The organism is Ewingella sp. AOP9-I1-14, from assembly GCF_052375995.1.
GTDB classification, from domain to species: Bacteria; Pseudomonadota; Gammaproteobacteria; order Enterobacterales; family Enterobacteriaceae; genus Ewingella; species Ewingella allii.
The window spans coordinates 29,847-48,503 of record NZ_JBQSVA010000009.1 but is presented as its reverse complement, the minus strand read 5'-3'; the positions used below and the strand labels follow the sequence as shown (position 1 = coordinate 48,503).

The window sequence follows — 18,657 nt, the reverse complement described above, 5'->3', positions numbered from 1 at the left end:
ATTTAAAGCATGTTACTGCGTTTATATCAGGTATTAGTTTACCTTATTCAGCCCCTTATCTGGATCCGTTTGCTTTTACGTAGCCGTAAATCTCCGGCTTACCGTAAACGCTGGGCTGAACGCTATGGCTTCTGCAAAGGCAAGGTCGCTCCAGGCGGTATCATGCTGCATTCCGTCTCGGTCGGTGAAACGCTGGCGGCAATCCCTTTGGTACGCGCTTTGCGCCACCGCTACCCCTCTTTACCGATTACTGTGACCACGATGACGCCGACAGGTTCCGAGCGCGTCCAATCTGCTTTTGGTAAAGACGTACATCATGTTTATCTTCCCTATGATCTCGCTGGCTCCGTTAACCGTTTTCTGAACGAAGTTAACCCGAAGCTGGTGATTATCATGGAGACCGAACTGTGGCCGAACCTGATCCGCGCCCTGCACTCGCGACAAATCCCGCTGGTGATCGCCAACGCTCGCCTGTCAGAACGCTCTGGCAACGGCTACAAAAAGTTGGGCGAGTTTATCCGCAATATCATGCAAAAAATCACCCTGATTGCCGCGCAGAATGAAGAAGACGGTACTCGCTTCCTGTCACTTGGCTTGAAACGCAGCCAATTGGCGGTGACCGGTAGCCTGAAGTTTGATATTTCCGTGACGCCTGAGCTGGCCGCGAAAGCCATTGCTTTGCGCAGCCAATGGGCTTCGCGCCGCAAAGTGTGGATTGCCACCAGCACCCACGACGGGGAAGAAACCTTACTGTTAGAAGCCCATAAAGAGCTGCTGAAAACCTTCCCTAACCTGCTGCTGATTCTGGTTCCGCGCCACCCTGAGCGTTTCGCCACCGCGCGCGAACTGACGCAAAAAGCCGGTCTGACCTTCACTCAGCGCAGCACGGGCGAAGTACCCGCCGCGTCAACGCAGGTAGTTATTGGCGACACCATGGGCGAATTGATGCTGCTGTACGGCATTGCCGATTTGGCCTTTGTTGGCGGAAGCCTGGTCGAACGCGGGGGCCACAACCCTCTTGAAGCCGCCGCCCACGCTATTCCGGTATTGATGGGGCCGCACACGTTCAACTTCAAAGATATCTGTGCCAAGCTGACTCAAGCCGACGGACTGATCACCGTCACCGATACCGCATCGTTGGTGAAAGAGATCTCAACCTTGCTGACTGACGAAGACTATCGCCTGTACTACGGCCGCCACGCGGTGGAAGTTCTGCGCCAAAACCAAGGTGCATTGCAGCGCCTGTTGCACTTGCTGGAGCCTTACCTGCCTCAACGGAGCCACTGATGACCAACAGAAAGCGCCTTTCCGTGGTGCTCATCGCCCGCAATGAAGCCGATTTATTGCCTGATTGTCTGGCCTCGGTCTCTTGGGCCGATGAGATTGTGATTTTGGACTCAGGCAGTACCGACGCCACCCAACAAGTCGCCGAGCAGTTAGGTGCCAAATTTTACCAAAACGTTGACTGGCAAGGCTTTGGTAAACAGCGGCAACTGGCGCAAAGCTACGCCACCGGCGAGGTCATTTTGATGATCGATGCCGACGAGCGCGTCACGCCAGAGCTGCGTCAATCTATCGAATCCGTTCTGCAAGATTTTCCCACTGATACAGTCTACAGTCTGGGCCGCCTCAATCTGTTCCTTGGCCGCTATATGCGTCACAGCGGATGGTATCCGGATCGCGTAAACCGTTTATACAGCGCGGCTGATTTCCGCTACAACGACGATCTAGTGCATGAGTCGCTGAACACCGGCAGCGCCAAGGTTGTGTCGTTAAAAGGCGACCTGCTGCATCTGACCTGCCGCGACTTCTTCTCTTTCCAACGCAAACAGATGAACTATGCTCAAGCTTGGGCTAACCAGCGCCATCAGCAGGGCCGTCGCTGTGGCTTCTTCTCGATTATTAGTCATACCTTGGGCGCATTCTTTAAAACATGGATTTTGCGAGCTGGATTCCTCGACGGAAAGCAGGGTTTCATTCTGGCGGGCGTCAACGCACAATACACGTTCAACAAATATGCGGCCCTGTGGGCGCTAAGCCATCAACTGCAGAAGTGAGCCATTATGAGCACTAAGGCAATTTATCCCGGCACATTCGACCCCATGACTAATGGCCATCTGGACTTAGTCACCCGCGCCGCGCTGATGTTTGATCACGTGATTTTAGCGATTGCAGCCAGCCCGAGTAAAAAACCGATGTTCAGTCTGGATGAGCGCGTGGCGTTGGCAACGGCGGCAACCTCGCACCTGAGCAATGTCGAAGTGATTGGATTTGGTGACTTGATGGCGACGTTCGCCAAAAACCACAATGCGACCGTGCTGGTCCGTGGACTGCGCGCTGTGTCGGATTTTGAGTATGAGATGCAGCTGGCCAATATGAACCGGCATCTGATGCCAACGCTGGAAAGCGTGTTCATGATGCCGTCGAAAGAGTGGTCGTTTATCTCATCCACGCTGGTGAAAGAGGTGGCGCGCCACGGTGGTGATATCAAGCCCTTCCTGCCCGACAATATCACTAAAGCCCTGTTGAAGAAGATTGCTGAGGGCTGAGTATACTCATCCTATTGCTGGCATTTTGGGCAGTAAAAGGTGGTGCGCTGAGCATGTTTTTTACTCAGGATCGGCGTACCGCAGGCCCGACAAGGCTCCCCCGCCCGGCCATAAACCTGAAGTTCCTGCGCGAAATATCCTGGCTTGCCGTCCGACTGTAAGAAGTCCCGCAGCGTGGTTCCGCCTTGCTCAATGGAGCGCAACAGCACGGCTTTAATGGTGGCGACGAGAAGCGCGGCTTCATCTGGTTTAAGGCTATTCACCGGCCGGTCGGGCGAAATCCCCGCCACGAACAGCGATTCGCTGGCATAAATATTCCCCACGCCCACCACCAGCTTGTTGTCCATTAGCCAAGGTTTGATAGGCGACTTTTTGCTGCGCGATTTTTCAAACAGGTAATCAGCGGAGAAATCCTCACTCAGTGGCTCCGGGCCAAGATGCGACAGCACGCTGCTGCCTTCTAAGTCATCGGTCCACAGCCAGGCGCCAAATCGACGCGGATCGGTGTAGCGCAGGACATAGCCGGTATCCATCACCAAATCGACGTGGTCATGCTTGCCTGCTTCTGTCTCTTCACGCAGCATGCGCAAACTGCCCGACATACCGAGGTGAATGATGATCCAGCCGGTTTTCAGTTCAACCAGCAGATACTTGGCGCGCCGTTGCACGCTAATCACCGGCTGATCGCTCAATGCGAGAATTTCTTGAGAAACCGGCCAGCGCAGTCTTGGGTTGCGAACAATGGCATGGACAATGGAATGCCCGGCAAGATAAGGCTCGATGCCCCTGCGGCTGGTTTCTACTTCAGGTAATTCAGGCATTGTTTCTCCCACAGAACATTGAAAAAGTCACATCAGGCTAGCTGCTTGTAGCGCTAAAGCATACTTATCCACGAATAACAGGCAATAAAAAACCCGGCCGGAGCCGGGTTTTATTAATCCACTAAAATTATTTAATTTTAGCTTCTTTGTAGATCACGTGTTGACGGACAACTGGATCGAATTTCTTCAGTTCCAATTTTTCCGGCTTAGTACGCTTGTTCTTCGTAGTGGTATAGAAGTGACCAGTACCAGCAGAAGAAACCAGCTTGATCTTCTCGCGAACACCTTTAGCCATGATTCAGTTCCTTAATACTTCTCACCGCGGGCACGCAGATCGGCCAAGACCGTCTCAATACCCTTCTTATCAATAACACGCATACCTTTAGCAGATACGCGCAGAGTTACAAAGCGCTTCTCAGCCTCAACCCAAAAACGGTGTGAGTGCAGGTTTGGCAGAAAACGGCGTTTGGTCGCGTTCATTGCGTGGGAACGGTTGTTACCGCTCACCGGGCGCTTGCCAGTAACTTGGCAGACTCGGGACATGTCTATATCTCCAAAAATCAAATCAGCTCGAGCTTCGTATAGGGTATGGCCGCCTCGTCAGGCTTTTAGAGCCCATCTCAGCAAACTCCACTGAGAACCGACTCACTGTCGTCGGGTAAAAAACCAATTCATCAGGTACGAAACCTGCTGAGATAGGCTCTTAACGCCAAACCCAAGATTCTCAAAGGTGGCGTAGTATACGCTCTGTAGCGTAAGTGCTCAAGTCCCGAACAGCTAAAGATCCTCAAGGATCTTCAAAAAATGGGGCTACAGCCAACCGCGTTCGGCAAAAGACACCGTTTCTCCGTGACCTACGACCAGATGATCGAGGACGCGGATACCCAACAGTTGGCACGCTTTTATTATCTGTTCGGTTACCATTCTGTCCATTGTGCTCGGCTCAGCCACGCCGGACGGGTGATTATGCGCCAGAATTATGGCTGCCGCATTAACCTTCATTGCCTCGCGAACAATTTCACGGGGATGAATTTCGACGCTGCTAATGGTACCAGCAAACATCTCCTCATGGCGAATAACGCGGTGTTGATTGTCGAGAAAAAGTACCAAAAACACCTCTCTTTCTCGGTGACTGAGGATATTTTGCAGATACTGCTGGATTATTGACGGACTTAGCAACGCATTTTGGCTCGATAAATGGCAAGCGAAGCTGCGCCGGGACAGTTCTGACACCGCAGACAGCTGGGCAAATTTAACCAGACCGAGCCCTTTTACCTTGCTCGCGTCTTCGAAAGCTGCCGACATCAAACTGTGCAGCGAACCAAAATGCTCGAGCATATTCTTTGCCAGCGTCATCACGTGTAACCCTTTGCCACCGGTGCGCAAAAATATTGCCAACAGCTCCTGATCAGACAGGGCCGATGCGCCAAATTTCAGCAATTTCTCGCGCGGTGCGAGCTCTCCCTGCCAACCGTCATCTTTTATTTTCATGCGCTCTCCTTTTCGCGGCGACATATTGGCACGCCGCGCCGCATCTGTGTTCGCCGGTTTTAACTCCTGCGAGGCGCCACGCAAATAATTTATTCTCCTGCTGAGGAAAGCAGCGGATTGCTGTCATCAACCGCCGTTATGCTAAAATGTCGCATCTTTCGGCTTTGAATCGGACAATCATGATGACGGGGATCTCCGGCAAACATATTGTGCTCGGTGTGAGTGGTGGCATCGCCGCCTATAAAGCACCTGAGCTGGTACGCCGCTTACGCGACAGAGGTGCAGACGTTCGGGTAGTGATGACGGAAGCTGCTAAGTCCTTTATTACTCCGCTGAGTCTACAAGCAGTCTCTGGCTATCCGGTTTCAGACGACCTGCTCGATCCGGCTGCTGAAGCTGCGATGGGGCACATTGAATTAGGTAAATGGGCCGATCTGGTGCTGATTGCTCCTGCTACCGCCGATTTATTGGCGCGCATGAACGCGGGCATGGCTAATGACCTGCTGACCACGGTGTGTCTGGCAACGGCCGCTCCCGTCGCGGTGGTTCCGGCCATGAACCAGCAGATGTATCGCGCGGCGGTGACCCAGGAGAATCTGCAACAGCTGGCTCAGCGCGGTACCTTGGTGTGGGGGCCAGACAGCGGCAGCCAAGCCTGCGGTGACGTCGGCCTGGGCCGCATGCTCGACCCATTAGTTATCGTGGATATGGCGGTTGAGCACTTCGCCCCACGCCGCGACTTAGACCATCTTAATATCATGATCACCGCGGGCCCAACCCGCGAAGCACTCGACCCGGTTCGCTTTATCAGCAACCACAGCTCGGGGAAAATGGGCTTTGCTATCGCCAAAGCCGCCGCCGATCGCGGGGCGAAAGTAACCCTTATCGCCGGGCCAGTTAATCAGCCGACGCCTGCGCATGTCGCCAGAATCGACGTCGAAAGCGCACTGGAGATGCAACGCGCGGTTGAAGCCAGCATTTCGACTCAGCAGATCTTTATCTCCTGCGCCGCCGTCGCGGACTACCGCGCAGAAATAATCGCCGATGAGAAAATCAAAAAGCAAGGCGATGAAATGTCAGTGAAATTGGTCAAAAACCCCGACATCGTCGCCGGTGTTGCGGCAATGAAATCCCATCGTCCTTATGTGGTCGGGTTTGCCGCAGAAACCCAGAATGTGGAAGAATACGCTCGGCAAAAACGGATAAGAAAGAATCTCGACCTGATTTGCGCTAACGACGTTTCCCTTGCTGAGCACGGTTTTAATAGTGATACCAATGCTTTGCATCTTTTTTGGCAGGATGGGGAGAAAGTTTTACCGCTCAGCGATAAAGCACTTCTTGGCCAACGTTTACTTGATGAGATAGTCAGCCGTTATGAACACAACTAGTCCGTTAAAAAAAATCGACATTAAAATTCTCGACCCACGTATTGGTTCGACTTTTCCATTACCGACGTATGCCACTCCAGGGTCTGCAGGCTTAGATTTACGCGCCTGCCTTGATGCCGCGGTTGAGTTAAAACCGGGCGAAACCACCTTATTGCCGACCGGTCTGGCTATTCACATCGGTGATGCTAATCTGGCGGCGGTGATTTTACCGCGTTCGGGTCTTGGTCATAAACACGGGGTAGTATTGGGCAATCTGGTTGGCCTGATCGACTCTGACTATCAGGGCCAATTGATGATTTCAGTCTGGAACCGTGGTCAAACAACCTTCATGGTTGAGCCGGGCGAACGCGTCGCTCAAATGGTCTTCGTACCCGTTGTCCAAGCCGAGTTTAATCTGGTGGAAGACTTCGAAAGTAGCGAACGTGGCGCAGGTGGCTTTGGCCACTCAGGTCGCCAATAAGAACCTGTTCAGCACCGCGCTTGAAACGCGATATTGAACAGATTCTTATCACTATAGACCGCACTAAAAACCCAATGCTATCAATGCTAAGTGCATCGAATTCGAAGGGTAAACACGATAAGTGAACTAATAAGCCGCAGGATCTTCAAGATTCATGCGGCAATTGTGCGGTCTCTCATGTTTTAAGCCGTTTTTAGCAAGGGTCTATTCAGACATGGCAGAAAAAGAAACTACCAAAAGGAATCGGCGCGAGGAGATTTTGCAGGCATTAGCGCAAATGCTTCAGTCCAGCGACGGCAGCCAGCGGATAACAACGGCTAAACTTGCCGCCAACGTTGGGGTATCGGAAGCTGCACTTTATCGCCATTTTCCAAGTAAAACGCGGATGTTCGATAGCTTAATTGAGTTTATCGAAGACAGCTTAATCACCCGCATCAACCTGATTTTGCAAGATGAGAAAGAGACGCTGAACCGGCTGCGACTTATCCTTTTGCTAATTTTGGGTTTTGCAGAGCGCAACCCGGGCCTGACACGCATCATGACCGGCCACGCATTAATGTTTGAACAAGACCGCCTTCAGGGCCGCATCAATCAGCTTTTCGAGCGAATTGAGGTGCAGTTGAAACAGGTTTTGCGTGAAAAGAAAATGCGTGAAGGTAGTGGATACAGCACCGACGAGACGCTGCTGGCGAGCCAGCTTCTGGCTTACTGCGAAGGCATGCTGTCGCGCTTTGTGCGTTCCGAGTTTAAGTATCGCCCGACGCAGGATTTTGATGCGCGCTGGCCGCTTATTGCCGCGCAGCTGATCTAATGCGTTTGGCAGTTAAAGCGTTTGCAGTAAAAAGGGCCGAAAGGCCCTTTTTTATTGTTGAGAATTCAATGAGAAAGCTCAAGGGAGGATGCGCGCGCCCTTTTCATCGAGCATATAGGTCAGCAGCGCCGTGCCGTCATCAGCCACCCGAAACTCGCCATAGCGCGCCTTTTCAAAACGCTCGGCATGACCTTCCTGAAAGAAGTAACTCGGCGTACCGATATTCAAACGGGCTCCAGACAGATGATATTGGAGCAGCCTCTCCTGCTTATGCAAAGGCTGCCCTTGGTCCATCACCGCGCTCACCGCTCGCCGCTGCTCATCCAGGGTGACAACCAATTTGCCATTAGAGGGGAGGCACTGTTCGCCGGTGGTGCGGCAGGTTTCACCCTGCTCATACAGCCCCTGCTGCAAGGGTTGAACCAGCGCATAGTTTAGCGCCATATAATCCCCCTGCATCAGCGAGCGAGGGTCAACCGGCGCCAGCTCGAGAATAACCACCGCGCCGTGCTTGAGCAGTTGCTCCTTGTGATAAATAGAGAGGTTAGTCGCCGCGAGCACCAGCAGCACGACAGCTCCCGCCAGCCATTTCAGACTTTGTTTAGTTTTCATAAACTGCCCCCTCGCCTTTTGCTGGCAGTAACTTCTTCGCCGCCAGAGCCAGCCCCAGCAAGACCAACCCGGTCATCAATAACAGCAGTGATTTATGCAGCAGGCTGATGCCGAGGAAGTAGTACCAATAGGTGAGATAGAGCAGCAGGAATGCGCCAGCCATCGCCAGCCACTCTTTGCTGCCTTGATGGCGCGCGGCCAGCAGCAGCAATAGTCCAAAGCCCATGCCCGGCGAGAACAGCGCCACGCCAGCACAAACGCAGGCGGCGGACAGGTAAACCGCCGTCATTGGCGAGCGGAACACCACCGCCTGACATACTCCTGCCAGAATAAGGCCTGCCGCAATGCCCGCGCCCAAACTCATGGGCAAAAATATCGGCACGGAGCTATTCCAGAAGAAATCATCGAGCAGGTCGGAATGCACGCCAGCGAGGCATAGCAGCATCAAAGCTGCCGGAATGCCATGCAGCAGGCTGAGGGTCAGCTCGCTGCGGGCCTTAGTTTGCGGCTGGTCTTGCCGGGCAATGACGCCAATCCACGCCGCCACAATCATTGCCACCACTAGCGACGTGGCTGCTGTCGCAACAGCGGGATGAACCTGTAAGCTCATCAGGTAGTCGAGCGAGAACACCAGAATAAATAAGAACGCCGTCACCGCCATAAAACGGTAGGCGCGGTTCGGCATGAAAATCGCCATCGCCGCCAGCACCGGCAGGAACCACAGCGAATCAATAATAAAATGGCTGTTCCAGTCGGGATCGATAAATAGGTAAAGGCTAAAACATAGGCCATAGGTTGCGGCGATGGCCCACGCGAGGCCGATATGCTGTTGACCAATCCCCTTGGCGCGAAGCAGCCCGGCCGCCAGCGCGGCAATAATTAAGGAAGGCACCAGCAGCGTGATGCCATTCATCGAATCGAGCAGGTCGGTGGCGTATAGCAACAATGCCAGCAGGGCCAAAATAATCAGCGCGGCGGCCCAGCCCCCCAGAGCCAGCACCGCGCGCAGATACCAAGGCAGGTGCGAGGTGTGGTCGAAATTCTTCAGCTCGGCGCGCTGTTCTTCATTCAGTAACTGCCGCTGAGTCAGCTCTTGTAGCAGCTCGGTCATGGCGTCCGGCTTCACGTCATCCGCCTGCCGTTGGTATAACTGCCGCCGCCAGTGAAGCAGCACCGCGCCCCCGGCCACCAGCCATAACATCATTAAGCAGCAGGCGAAAAACAGGCTGCCAACATCCCAGAGACGGTCGAAAAGCTGCATGATAAGTATGCAGCCGATGAACACCACGCTAATTACGCCCAGCGTCAGCATGCATAAATCCGGGCGACGGTGGCGGTAGTAGAAATAGCCCACCAGAATCGTCATCGCCCACAGCAGTAAACCTAATTTAGTGCTGTAGTCCGCGGCGACGATGGCCTCGGCGGCCAGCGGCGTCAGGGTCAGCAATAGGTATGCTGCCATCAAACGCGGCAACCAGCGGCTGGTCAGCCAGCTATCGGGGCGGCGTTTTTGCGCATATTCCGCCAGAGCCTCACGCAGAATCAGGCAGCACGCCTGGATCGCAATGTAGATATAGAGAGTGGAGTCGCTGAACCAGCCGAGATTAGCGAAAGGTATATCGCTAAAGAAAGCTGAACTTCGGCCCACGTAATAGAGTTGGAAAGCCAGATTAGCAACCACCCAGAAGCAGAACCACAGGCCGTTCCGGCGGGCAATTAACGCCAGCGGCAACAGCACGATGGCCCACGCGCGGAACAGCTCCCAGCTATCGGCTCCGGTTTGATAGACCTGCCCATACAAGGCAAATAGGCCGCCAAAACTCAGCCCTAGCGCCAACAGGGCGGATTGCGCAACGCTGTCATACCAGCGCCACCAGACCACCACGGCCAGCGCGACTATCCACAATTCCACCACGGCGAACTTGGCCATCTTGGGCATCAATGCCCAGTTCCACGCAATGAAAAACACCACGCCGCAGGCCAAGGCTAAAAAGCCCAGCAGAGAGAGGCAAAGCAGGAGGAATCTGCGCCAGCCCGCAAGATCGGGCCGCACACCGCAGTAATGCAGAATTTTTTGATAGGCCGCCGGGCTGAGGCGATTTCCCTCAGACAAGGGGTTATTGCGAAGAGCTGAAAGGGAACGGCACAGGTTTTCTGCCGCCCCACTGGGCATTGCACCATGCTTATGCGACGACAAATCCATACTGATTCCCTTTCAGTGGCGATACTTAATAGAGTTTAGACCCCGTACTTCTGCTGGTAAGCACGCACGGCGGCCAGATGGTCGGCCATCTCCGTTTTCTCTTCCAGATAAGCAATCAGGTCTTGCAGAGTGATAATCGAAATCACCTTACAATGATAGTCGCGCTCGACTTCCTGAATCGCAGAAATATCGGCACGGCCGCGCTCTTGGCGGTCGAGAGAAATCAGCACGCCCGCGAGAGTGGCCTGATGCGCCGCGATAATCTCCATGGATTCACGGATCGCCGTTCCGGCGGTGATCACATCATCTACTAGCATGATTCGGCCCTGCAACGGGCTTCCCACTAGCAAACCGCCTTCGCCGTGATCTTTGGCTTCTTTACGGTTAAAGCAGTAAGGCACGTCTCGGTCGTGATGCTCGGCCAGCGCCACGGCGGTGGTGGTCGCAATCGGGATACCCTTGTAGGCTGGGCCAAATACTAAGTCGAAATCGATTTTAGAATCCATTAAGGCTTCGGCATAAAAACGGCCCAGCAACGCCAAATCGCGCCCAGTATTAAATAAACCGGCATTAAAGAAGTACGGGCTGATTCGGCCTGATTTCAAGGTGAATTCACCAAACTTCAAAACCTGTTTGTTTAATGCAAATTCAATAAACTGGCGCTGATAAGCTTTCATGGGGGTCTCCTGTCTACTCTGTTCTCAGTCGGTCGTCGGCCTTTAGGCCATAAAAAAGGCGACTTCTCAGTCGCCTTAAAAATTATTCCGCTAGCGCCGCTTTCTGCGCCTGGAAGATAGTGTCGATTCCCTCTCGTGCGAGGGTCAACAAGCTCAGTAGCTCTTCATGGCTGAACGGCTCACCTTCTGCGGTGCCCTGCACCTCAATCATGCGGCCATCTTCCATCATTACTACGTTCATATCCGTTTCAGCCGCAGAGTCCTCTACATACTCGAGGTCGCACAGCGCTTCACCCTTAACGATACCCACTGACACTGCCGCCACCAGACCTTTCATTGGGTTGGCTTTCAGCTTGCCAGCGGCAACCAGCGCATTCAGCGCGTCGGCCAGCGCCACGCAGGCGCCGCTAATAGAAGCAGTACGGGTGCCGCCGTCAGCTTGCAAAACGTCGCAGTCGAGCGTGATGGTGAATTCGCCGAGCTTTTTCAAATCTACGGCGGCGCGCAGCGAGCGAGCAATCAGGCGTTGGATCTCAAGCGTACGCCCGCCCTGCTTGCCTTTAGCAGCTTCACGGAAGTTACGCGTGTGGGTAGAGCGCGGCAACATGCCGTATTCGGCAGTGATCCAACCCTGCCCTTGGCCTTTAAGAAAGCGCGGAACACCTTCTTCAACCGTGGCGGTACAAAGCACTTTGGTATCACCAAATTCCACTAAAACTGAACCTTCAGCATGTTTGGTATAGTTACGGGTCAGTGTCAGGGGGCGCACCTGTTGTGCATTTCGGCCTGCTGGACGCATGGGTTGATCTCCGGGTCGCGAATCGTGTTTGGCTGCGCATTATACAGAAATTCACTCGCGTTGCATCTGGCGGGCTAGTGAGTAAATCGCCCGATAATATCTGTATAAAGAGCCTGAATATGCGCGCGGGTTTCAGGGAATGCCTATCATGACCCGCCCACGGAAGCTATAATCGCTCCATCTTTACATCAACAGGTACGCAGACATGATCCGTAGTATGACCGCTTATGCCCGACGTGAAATCAAGGGCGACTGGGGCAGCGCAGCGTGGGAACTCCGCTCGGTGAACCAACGTTATCTCGAAACCTACATCCGTCTGCCAGAGCAGTTCCGCAGCCTCGAACCGGTGATCCGCGAGCGTCTTCGCTCCCGCCTGACCCGTGGGAAAGTCGAATGTAACCTGCGTTTTGATCTCGACCCAAGCGCACAAAGCACCCTGCAACTGAATGAAAAACTGGCTAAACAGCTGGTTGCCGCCGCCCAGTGGGTCAAAATGCAGAGCGACGAAGGCGAAATCAATCCGCTAGAAGTCCTGCGCTGGCCGGGCGTAATGCTGGCCGAAGAGCAAGATTTAGATGCGATCAGCAATGAACTGCTGGTTGCGCTGGAAACCGCCATCGACGATTTCATCACTGCCCGCGAAAGCGAAGGCGCCGCCCTGAAGACGCTGATTGAAACGCGCCTCGACGGCGTCAGTGCTGAAGTGGTCAAAGTGCGCGCCCAGATGCCAAACGTGCTGCAATGGCAGCGCGAGCGTCTGGTCAGTAAACTGGAAGATGCGCAAGTTCAGCTGGAAAACACCCGTCTGGAGCAGGAGCTGGTGTTAATGGCTCAGCGCGTAGACGTGGCAGAAGAGCTGGACCGCCTTGATGCGCATGTAAAAGAAACGCATAAAATCCTCAAAAAGGAAGAAGCCGTCGGCCGCCGTCTGGACTTCATGATGCAAGAGTTCAACCGCGAATCAAACACGCTGGCTTCCAAATCCATCAATTCTGACGTCACCACCTCAGCCATCGAGCTGAAAGTGCTGATCGAGCAGATGCGCGAGCAGATTCAGAATATTGAGTGATTTCGCCCCCAACAAAAAGCCCGCTTTCGCGGGCTTTTTCATATCTGCTTCATGTGTAAAGCTCAGTTTTGCTTAGTCTTCCCAGCGTTTTAACAGCACGCAGGCGTTAACACCGCCGAAGCCGAAACCGTTGGAGAGCGCGTAGTTGATCGCGTATGGCAGAGCTTTGTTGCCAACGATATTCAAACCTTCGGCTGCCGGGTCTTTATTGTCCAGATTCAGCGTTGGTGGCACGATCTGGTCACGAATAGCCAGAATGGTGAAGATGGTTTCAAGACCGCCCGCCGCGCCCAGCAGGTGGCCGGTTGCAGATTTAGTTGAGGTTACCGCCAGCTTGCCGTCGGTGCCGAACAGGGTTTTGATGGCGTTAATTTCACCGAGATCGCCCACCGGAGTCGACGTCGCGTGCGCATTCAGGTGTTGGATGTCGGATGGCTGCAAACCAGCCTGGCGCAGAGCAATTTTCATTGCGCGGCCAGCACCGTTGCCGTCTTCGGCGCCGGATGTCATGTGGTATGCATCGCCGCTGGTGCCGTAACCGACGATTTCTGCCAGAATTTTTGCACCACGGGCTTTCGCATGTTCCAGCTCTTCAATCACCAGCATGCCTGCGCCTTCGCCCATCACGAAACCATCACGCGCGCTATCAAACGGGCGAGAGGCTTTTTCAGGATGATCGGTGTGGCCTGAGGACATTGCCTTGGCTGCAGCAAAACCACCCAGACTTACAGTATCGATGGCTGCTTCCGCGCCACCGCAAAGGGCTACGTCTGCTTCATCGTTGCGAATCAGACGCACGGCATCGCCGATAGCCTGAACGCCAGCTGCGCAAGCCGTTACCGGCGCGCCAATTGGGCCTTTAAACTGATGTTTAATCGAAACTTGGCCAGAGGCCAGATTAACCAAGAATGAAGGAATAGTGAAAGGCGACAAGCGTTTAGCACCACGGCTGTCATTCACGCGCACGGCGTTAGCAATCGCCGGGAAGCCGCCGATACCAGAACCAATAATGGTTGCGGTGCGCTCTTGCTGCTCTGCGGTTTCTGCTTTCCAGCCGGAGTCTGCAATGGCTTTATCTGCTGCGGCCATCGCAAAAAGAATGAAACGGTCCATCTTTTTCTGGTCTTTAGGCAAGACTGATTCATCGGGATCAAAGCCTGATTCCGGGTCCTGCTCTTTCGTTAAGACCTGACCGCCAATTTTCACAGACAGGGTTTCTACGATTTCATCAGGTAAAACGCGGATGCCTGACTGACCAGCCAGTAAACGCTTCCAGATGGTTTCAATGTCGCAGCCAAGAGGACTCACAGCCCCCATGCCGGTAATAACCACTCGACGATGAGTCATAAAACGTTCCTCTTTCGTTCTTAAAGTTCATATTGCCTTGCCGGTTTTTTATCGCAAACCAGCGTCGGCGGGATTATTGTCACCTTGAGTGACAGTATGTGATGAATTACGATTTTGTAAACTCGTAACCTGCAAATTTTTGTATCCTTTCTTAATTCGAAAGGCTGCGCAGCACTAAACTTGTGATAGCTATCACGCGTTCTTCCAGTTGTTCAGGCGTTTTTTGCTCAAGCATCAACGGGTGGGAGAAAGGCGTCATCACGCTGGTTATCGCCAGACAGACTTCATCTAAAGGTGTCTTGCGCTCAAACTCTCCAGACTCGCGGCCATCTGTTACCACTTGCTGAACAATGCTGTAAAGCTCCGCGCGATGGTTAAGGGCAGATTTCCAATGCTGGGCTGCAGCTACGGCGGCAATGTCATGCAACTTTCTGTCTTCAAAGAATAAATCCAGGCTTTTCGTCATCAAGGCTTTAAAGATGGTGCGTAAGCGCAAAGTGGCAGTTTGGTCGCTGTCAGCAATTTCGCGCAATGCCAGCCCAATCTGCCCTACACGCTGGGAGCAGACCGCCTCGCCAATCGCCTGTTTTGATTCGAAAAACTTGTAAATATAGGCACTTGAGACACCAATCGCCTTAGCCAAGTCGGCCACCGAGGTTTTGGCATATCCAAAATGACGAAAATGGTCAAAAGCAGCATTGATTATCTGCTCACGTCTTTCATGTTCAGCTGGTCCGCGCTGCGTTAACGCAACTGGATTTTCAGGTTTCATGCATTCCTCCAGACGAGCATGTCAGTAACTCAAGGCAACACCAAACATCAATGTTATGAGTGATGATTTTTAATAATCGTAACCTGCACAGCGACTTTGCGCTACCGGTAAAGTGCAAAAGGCACTATGGAAGTTGATTGAAGGGGGATTAGGTCAGCCTATCGGGATAAAATTTCGATTTATTATTTCTAATGTGAAGATGGACCAATCTTTGTGTATCCTTTTAAAGAAAGGGATTATCTGTGCCCACGGATTATTTTTTATAATCCGATGAGCCATCTGTCAGAAAAACTCAATCGCTCAAACAATCAAACCTCTCTACTCTGAGCGCCGACCCACACTTCACCTTTTTTAAGACCAGCGAAAACTATGTTGCTTACCGTTCTTTATATCATTGGTATTACAGCCGAAGCGATGACAGGTGCCTTAGCGGCCGGACGTCGCAAAATGGATACCTTTGGCGTCATTATCATCGCTGCGGCGACCGCCATTGGCGGCGGTTCGGTCCGCGACATGCTGCTGGGCCACTACCCGCTGGGCTGGGTGAAGCATCCTGAGTACATTGTGATTGTGGCGGCAGCGGCACTGCTGACAACTTTCCTCGCGCCGCTGATGCGTCACCTGCGCCGACTGTTCTTGGTTTTAGACGCCCTTGGCCTAGTGGTCTTTTCTATTATAGGTACCCAAGTTGCGTTGGATATGGGGCACGGCGCCATCATAGCCTCGGTGTGTGCGGTGATAACCGGCGTCTTCGGCGGCGTACTGCGCGATATGATGTGCAACCAGATCCCGCTGGTTTTCCAAAAAGAGATTTATGCCGGTATTTCCTTCGCGTCGGCTTGGATATACATCGGTTTGCAGTACTTCTCTTTGCCACACAATTTGGTGGTAATTATCACCCTGCTGGTTGGCTTTATTGCCCGTCTGATCGCCCTGCGTTTCCGTCTGGGGCTGCCGGTATTTAACTATCCGCATTCCGATCACTGAGAAACCCAACTCAATTGCTATTCGGGCATACCTGCCAAATCAAAGGCAGGTATGCGCTGTTGGCCCAGAAACTCAGCCAACTCTTGGACGTCTGGGTGATGGATGAACGCTAAAATATCCCCGACTCTCTTTTTGCCAATTCCCACCGATTTTTGCCAACCTTCTGCCGTCAGGCTTTCAACTTCCCGCCAGTGCTTCTGAGTTGCAGCCACGTTCAGTGCAAAGGTGGGGAAGCCAATGGCCGAAAGCCACTGCCTGAAGGTTTTCTGTTTAGCGAGTTGCAACTCAGCATAAATGTTCTGCCCCTGCTTCGGACCTAGCCCAGGCAATGCAGCAATGCTCTCAGGCGTCAGACTCAACCAATCTGCCAAATCCGTCACTTTCTTATCATTCATCAGTGACCGCCAAGTGGCCTCCCCCAGCCCTCTCAATTTTAAGGCGTTCGGGCCACTCAGCCATGTGAGGCGAGATAGGAATTGCTGCTCGCAGCCCGCCGTGGGTTTAAAGCAGGTGAGCGGCGTGTAATCGTTCATGAGGATAGCATCTGAGTTAGGCCGCTGCTTCACCCGCCAAACAACCTTCTCCAGCACGGGTATACCCTGCCCGGCCAGAACAATAGAAACGTGGTCGCCCGGCGCGAGATCCCACTCCCGAAGCTTCTGTGGAGAACCAATACTGACTTTTGTGACCCTTTTGTCATCAAGCTTTATCGCTTTGAGATGCACGATCACCGTCAGTTTGCCTCGCCTGCCGACCAGCGTTTCAATACTCCTGATTTCGGCAAGCTGGGCCTCGGGCGGGTATTTCCAGGCAATTGCCCAGTCTGCCGTATTATTTTTCCAATAGCGGCCAGCGGGTTCTTGCCCCTGCCTCACCACCACGCCGTCTGTGACAAAAGGCAAAGGCTGGTTGAACCACGCCTCTCGCCAGTGGGCTATATCCTGAGAGGTGGTCACTGGCTGGGAAAAGGATTCCGCGAGAGGGAAACCTAATTTTGTCAGCTCGCTGAGCCTTACCTCCATTGTTTTCGGCCCATCCGGCCAAGACCAGATGAACAGTCCCAACTGGCTTAAGGTCGCTGATGGAGAATGGCGCATCATGGCACCCGCGACTTTCGAGCGAGCATTCACACCCCCCGACTCTTTCTGTTGATGACCGTTCATCAGCAGAAACAGCTCACCTTGCAGAGTCAACTGTTCGCGGGTGTCGGCAATCTTCGGCAAAATAGCGGGAATAAATGCCGCTTTGGATGTCCAGTTCTGCCCCATCAGGCCATCGCCACGGCTCATTAGAGAAATCAGCTTTCCTTTCTGGTAAACCAAAGTCACAGCAACACCGTCTATTTTCGGCTGCACCCAAAGGTCTTGACGACCAATGATCCAGCGAGCCAGAGCCGATTCGTCGCGCAGCTTCTTCAATCCGGTATGAGCAAAAGGATGCTGAATCAGAGGGCTTGAGGCTGAAGAGGCGTCGCGCGGTGGGTTAGCCTCAGAGAGTGGCCGGCCCGCGCATCGCAGCCAGTCACTCTGCTTATGGCGCAAACTGTCGTAGGTCGCGTCGTTTATCAGGCTCTGCCCATATTGGTGATAACGCGTATCCCAATGTAATAGCTGCTCGGTCAGCGCCTGAGTTTCGAGGTCTAATCGTGACTGAGGCCAGTCTGGGCAACTGGAAAAACTCTGGGTTGGCAGAAAACACAGCAAGAGCAGCAATTTAACTATCCAGCGCATCGGCACCTCCTTGTGGGCCTGACTTAAGCCCAGTGAGTAGATACCGAACTGCTTTGTCCCGCCATCGCCGATGAATAAGCTTGCGATATGCATTCCTGACATTCGACTTTGTTGCTGCAACAGGAAAAAAATTTGGAATCCATCGTGGAAAAATGACTTTTAGCGCTGTTTTATCCACAGATGTTGCGATGAAATACGTCTCAACGCTGCACCAGAAGCGGCTAGCGTGTATACTGTGCGGAAGATCACTCTTCGCACACTTCCTATCAACCTATTCAGTTGAAACGTCATCATGGTCCAAGGCACGCTATATATTATCTCCGCACCCAGTGGAGCAGGTAAATCAAGTCTGATTCAGGCTTTGCTGAAAACTCAGCCTCTTTACGATACTCAAGTTTCCATTTCCCATACGACTCGCGCAGTTCGCCCGGGAGAGAAACATGCAGAACACTATTTCTTCGTCTCGAAAGAAGAATTCTGCGAGATGATCGCTAAAGATGCTTTCCTCGAACACGCTGAAGTTTTCGGTAACCACTACGGAACTTCGCGCGAAGCGATTGAGCAAGTTCTGGCATCAGGCGTTGACGTGTTTTTGGACATCGACTGGCAAGGCGCGCAGCAAATTCGTAAAAAGATGCCGCAAGCGCGCAGCATTTTTGTATTGCCGCCGTCGAAAGACGAACTGGATCGCCGCCTGCGTGGCCGCGGACAGGATAGCGAAGAAGTCATTGCTAAACGCATGGCGCAAGCCGTCGCGGAGATGACCCACTTTGCTGAGTACGACTATTTAATTGTGAACGATGATTTTGATCTGGCTTTATCGGATTTAAAAACCATTATTCGCGCCGAACGTCTGCGTCTGAGCCGTCAAAAGCTTCGCCATGACGGATTAATCACCAAACTATTGGCAGACTGAAGTCACTTTCAGTATTATGCCCAGT

At 53.1% G+C, this 18,657-nt stretch carries 20 protein-coding genes; 9 read left to right on the top strand and 11 right to left on the bottom strand.

The genetic code is table 11. The features are described from left to right. Positions 1–9: 9 nt before the first annotated feature. The 3 genes from waaA to coaD are packed head-to-tail and all read left to right on the top strand — an operon-like array spanning position 10 to position 2,549. Positions 10–1,287, top strand: a complete 1,278-nt coding sequence (gene waaA, locus ACT3RT_RS19860; RefSeq protein WP_353503823.1) for a lipid IV(A) 3-deoxy-D-manno-octulosonic acid transferase — start codon at positions 10–12, stop codon at positions 1,285–1,287. Continuing rightward, entirely contained in the window at positions 1,287–2,057 is a 771-nt protein-coding gene (locus tag ACT3RT_RS19855) for a glycosyltransferase family 2 protein (protein ID WP_353503822.1), read from the top strand. Before waaA ends, ACT3RT_RS19855 begins: the two co-directional genes overlap by 1 nt. 6 nt (positions 2,058–2,063) lie before the next feature. Further along, positions 2,064–2,549, top strand: coding sequence for a pantetheine-phosphate adenylyltransferase (gene coaD, locus ACT3RT_RS19850; RefSeq protein ID WP_353503821.1), 486 nt, complete (start codon positions 2,064–2,066; stop codon positions 2,547–2,549). 11 nt (positions 2,550–2,560) lie between these two features. Here coaD and mutM read toward each other — a convergent pair whose 3' ends face one another. The 4 genes from mutM to radC all read right to left on the bottom strand — a co-directional run bounded on the left by mutM (position 2,561) and on the right by radC (position 4,861). Continuing rightward, complete coding sequence (gene mutM, locus ACT3RT_RS19845; protein ID WP_496203618.1) at positions 2,561–3,370, bottom strand: bifunctional DNA-formamidopyrimidine glycosylase/DNA-(apurinic or apyrimidinic site) lyase; 810 nt, start codon at positions 3,368–3,370, stop codon at positions 2,561–2,563. Positions 3,371–3,497: 127 nt separating this feature from the next. Continuing rightward, entirely contained in the window at positions 3,498–3,665 is a 168-nt protein-coding gene (gene rpmG, locus ACT3RT_RS19840) for a 50S ribosomal protein L33 (protein WP_004392084.1), read from the bottom strand. An 11-nt stretch (positions 3,666–3,676) separates the two neighbouring features. Continuing rightward, the gene (gene rpmB, locus ACT3RT_RS19835) at positions 3,677–3,913 is read right to left on the bottom strand and encodes a 50S ribosomal protein L28 (RefSeq protein ID WP_004931195.1); all 237 of its coding nucleotides are present in this window, start codon (positions 3,911–3,913) and stop codon (positions 3,677–3,679) included. A 267-nt stretch (positions 3,914–4,180) separates the two neighbouring features. Beyond that, entirely contained in the window at positions 4,181–4,861 is a 681-nt protein-coding gene (gene radC, locus ACT3RT_RS19830; protein WP_353503819.1) for a RadC family protein, read from the bottom strand. 179 nt (positions 4,862–5,040) lie between these two features. On the opposite strand from radC, the gene coaBC reads away from it, so the two are divergent. The 3 genes from coaBC to slmA all read left to right on the top strand — a co-directional run bounded on the left by coaBC (position 5,041) and on the right by slmA (position 7,520). Continuing rightward, the gene (gene coaBC / locus ACT3RT_RS19825) at positions 5,041–6,249 is read left to right on the top strand and encodes a bifunctional phosphopantothenoylcysteine decarboxylase/phosphopantothenate--cysteine ligase CoaBC (RefSeq protein ID WP_496203617.1); all 1,209 of its coding nucleotides are present in this window, start codon (positions 5,041–5,043) and stop codon (positions 6,247–6,249) included. Then, positions 6,236–6,709 carry a dUTP diphosphatase gene (gene dut, locus ACT3RT_RS19820; RefSeq protein WP_485903830.1) on the top strand — a complete coding sequence of 158 codons (474 nt, stop codon included), beginning with the start codon at positions 6,236–6,238 and terminating at the stop codon, positions 6,707–6,709. The genes coaBC and dut overlap by 14 nt, the downstream gene beginning before the upstream one ends. Before the next feature lie 214 nt (positions 6,710–6,923). Further along, complete coding sequence (gene slmA / locus ACT3RT_RS19815; protein ID WP_353503816.1) at positions 6,924–7,520, top strand: nucleoid occlusion factor SlmA; 597 nt, start codon at positions 6,924–6,926, stop codon at positions 7,518–7,520. Positions 7,521–7,598: 78 nt separating this feature from the next. Here the strand turns inward: slmA and ACT3RT_RS19810 are convergent, their stop codons facing one another. The 4 genes from ACT3RT_RS19810 to rph form a co-directional block, all read right to left on the bottom strand. After that, positions 7,599–8,132, bottom strand: coding sequence for a GDYXXLXY domain-containing protein (locus ACT3RT_RS19810; protein WP_486033730.1), 534 nt, complete (start codon positions 8,130–8,132; stop codon positions 7,599–7,601). Then, the gene (locus tag ACT3RT_RS19805; protein WP_496203616.1) at positions 8,122–10,335 is read right to left on the bottom strand and encodes a DUF4401 domain-containing protein; all 2,214 of its coding nucleotides are present in this window, start codon (positions 10,333–10,335) and stop codon (positions 8,122–8,124) included. The genes ACT3RT_RS19810 and ACT3RT_RS19805 overlap by 11 nt, the downstream gene beginning before the upstream one ends. A gap of 35 nt (positions 10,336–10,370) precedes the next feature. Then, complete coding sequence (pyrE, locus tag ACT3RT_RS19800; RefSeq protein ID WP_353503813.1) at positions 10,371–11,012, bottom strand: orotate phosphoribosyltransferase; 642 nt, start codon at positions 11,010–11,012, stop codon at positions 10,371–10,373. A gap of 82 nt (positions 11,013–11,094) precedes the next feature. Next, positions 11,095–11,811: a ribonuclease PH gene (gene rph, locus ACT3RT_RS19795; protein ID WP_100935162.1), complete on the bottom strand. Its 717-nt coding sequence runs from the start codon at positions 11,809–11,811 to the stop codon at positions 11,095–11,097. 205 nt (positions 11,812–12,016) lie between these two features. Between rph and ACT3RT_RS19790 the strand changes: the two genes are divergently transcribed. Then, positions 12,017–12,880 carry a YicC/YloC family endoribonuclease gene (locus tag ACT3RT_RS19790; protein WP_034794491.1) on the top strand — a complete coding sequence of 288 codons (864 nt, stop codon included), beginning with the start codon at positions 12,017–12,019 and terminating at the stop codon, positions 12,878–12,880. A 72-nt stretch (positions 12,881–12,952) separates the two neighbouring features. Here the strand turns inward: ACT3RT_RS19790 and fabF are convergent, their stop codons facing one another. Together fabF and ACT3RT_RS19780 are read right to left on the bottom strand one after the other, a co-directional pair. Next, positions 12,953–14,227, bottom strand: coding sequence for a beta-ketoacyl-ACP synthase II (gene fabF / locus ACT3RT_RS19785; protein ID WP_353503812.1), 1,275 nt, complete (start codon positions 14,225–14,227; stop codon positions 12,953–12,955). A 151-nt stretch (positions 14,228–14,378) separates the two neighbouring features. Continuing rightward, positions 14,379–14,999, bottom strand: coding sequence for a TetR/AcrR family transcriptional regulator (locus tag ACT3RT_RS19780; protein ID WP_353503811.1), 621 nt, complete (start codon positions 14,997–14,999; stop codon positions 14,379–14,381). A gap of 369 nt (positions 15,000–15,368) precedes the next feature. Here ACT3RT_RS19780 and ACT3RT_RS19775 point away from each other — a divergent pair, with 369 nt between their 5' ends. After that, positions 15,369–15,986 (top strand): trimeric intracellular cation channel family protein, encoded by a 618-nt coding sequence (locus ACT3RT_RS19775; RefSeq protein WP_034794484.1) that lies wholly within the window; start codon positions 15,369–15,371, stop codon positions 15,984–15,986. A 17-nt stretch (positions 15,987–16,003) separates the two neighbouring features. Here ACT3RT_RS19775 and ligB read toward each other — a convergent pair whose 3' ends face one another. Next, positions 16,004–17,809 carry an NAD-dependent DNA ligase LigB gene (gene ligB, locus ACT3RT_RS19770; RefSeq protein ID WP_496203615.1) on the bottom strand — a complete coding sequence of 602 codons (1,806 nt, stop codon included), beginning with the start codon at positions 17,807–17,809 and terminating at the stop codon, positions 16,004–16,006. A 199-nt stretch (positions 17,810–18,008) separates the two neighbouring features. Here ligB and gmk point away from each other — a divergent pair, with 199 nt between their 5' ends. After that, complete coding sequence (gene gmk, locus ACT3RT_RS19765) at positions 18,009–18,632, top strand: guanylate kinase (RefSeq protein ID WP_353503809.1); 624 nt, start codon at positions 18,009–18,011, stop codon at positions 18,630–18,632. Positions 18,633–18,657 lie beyond the last annotated feature (25 nt).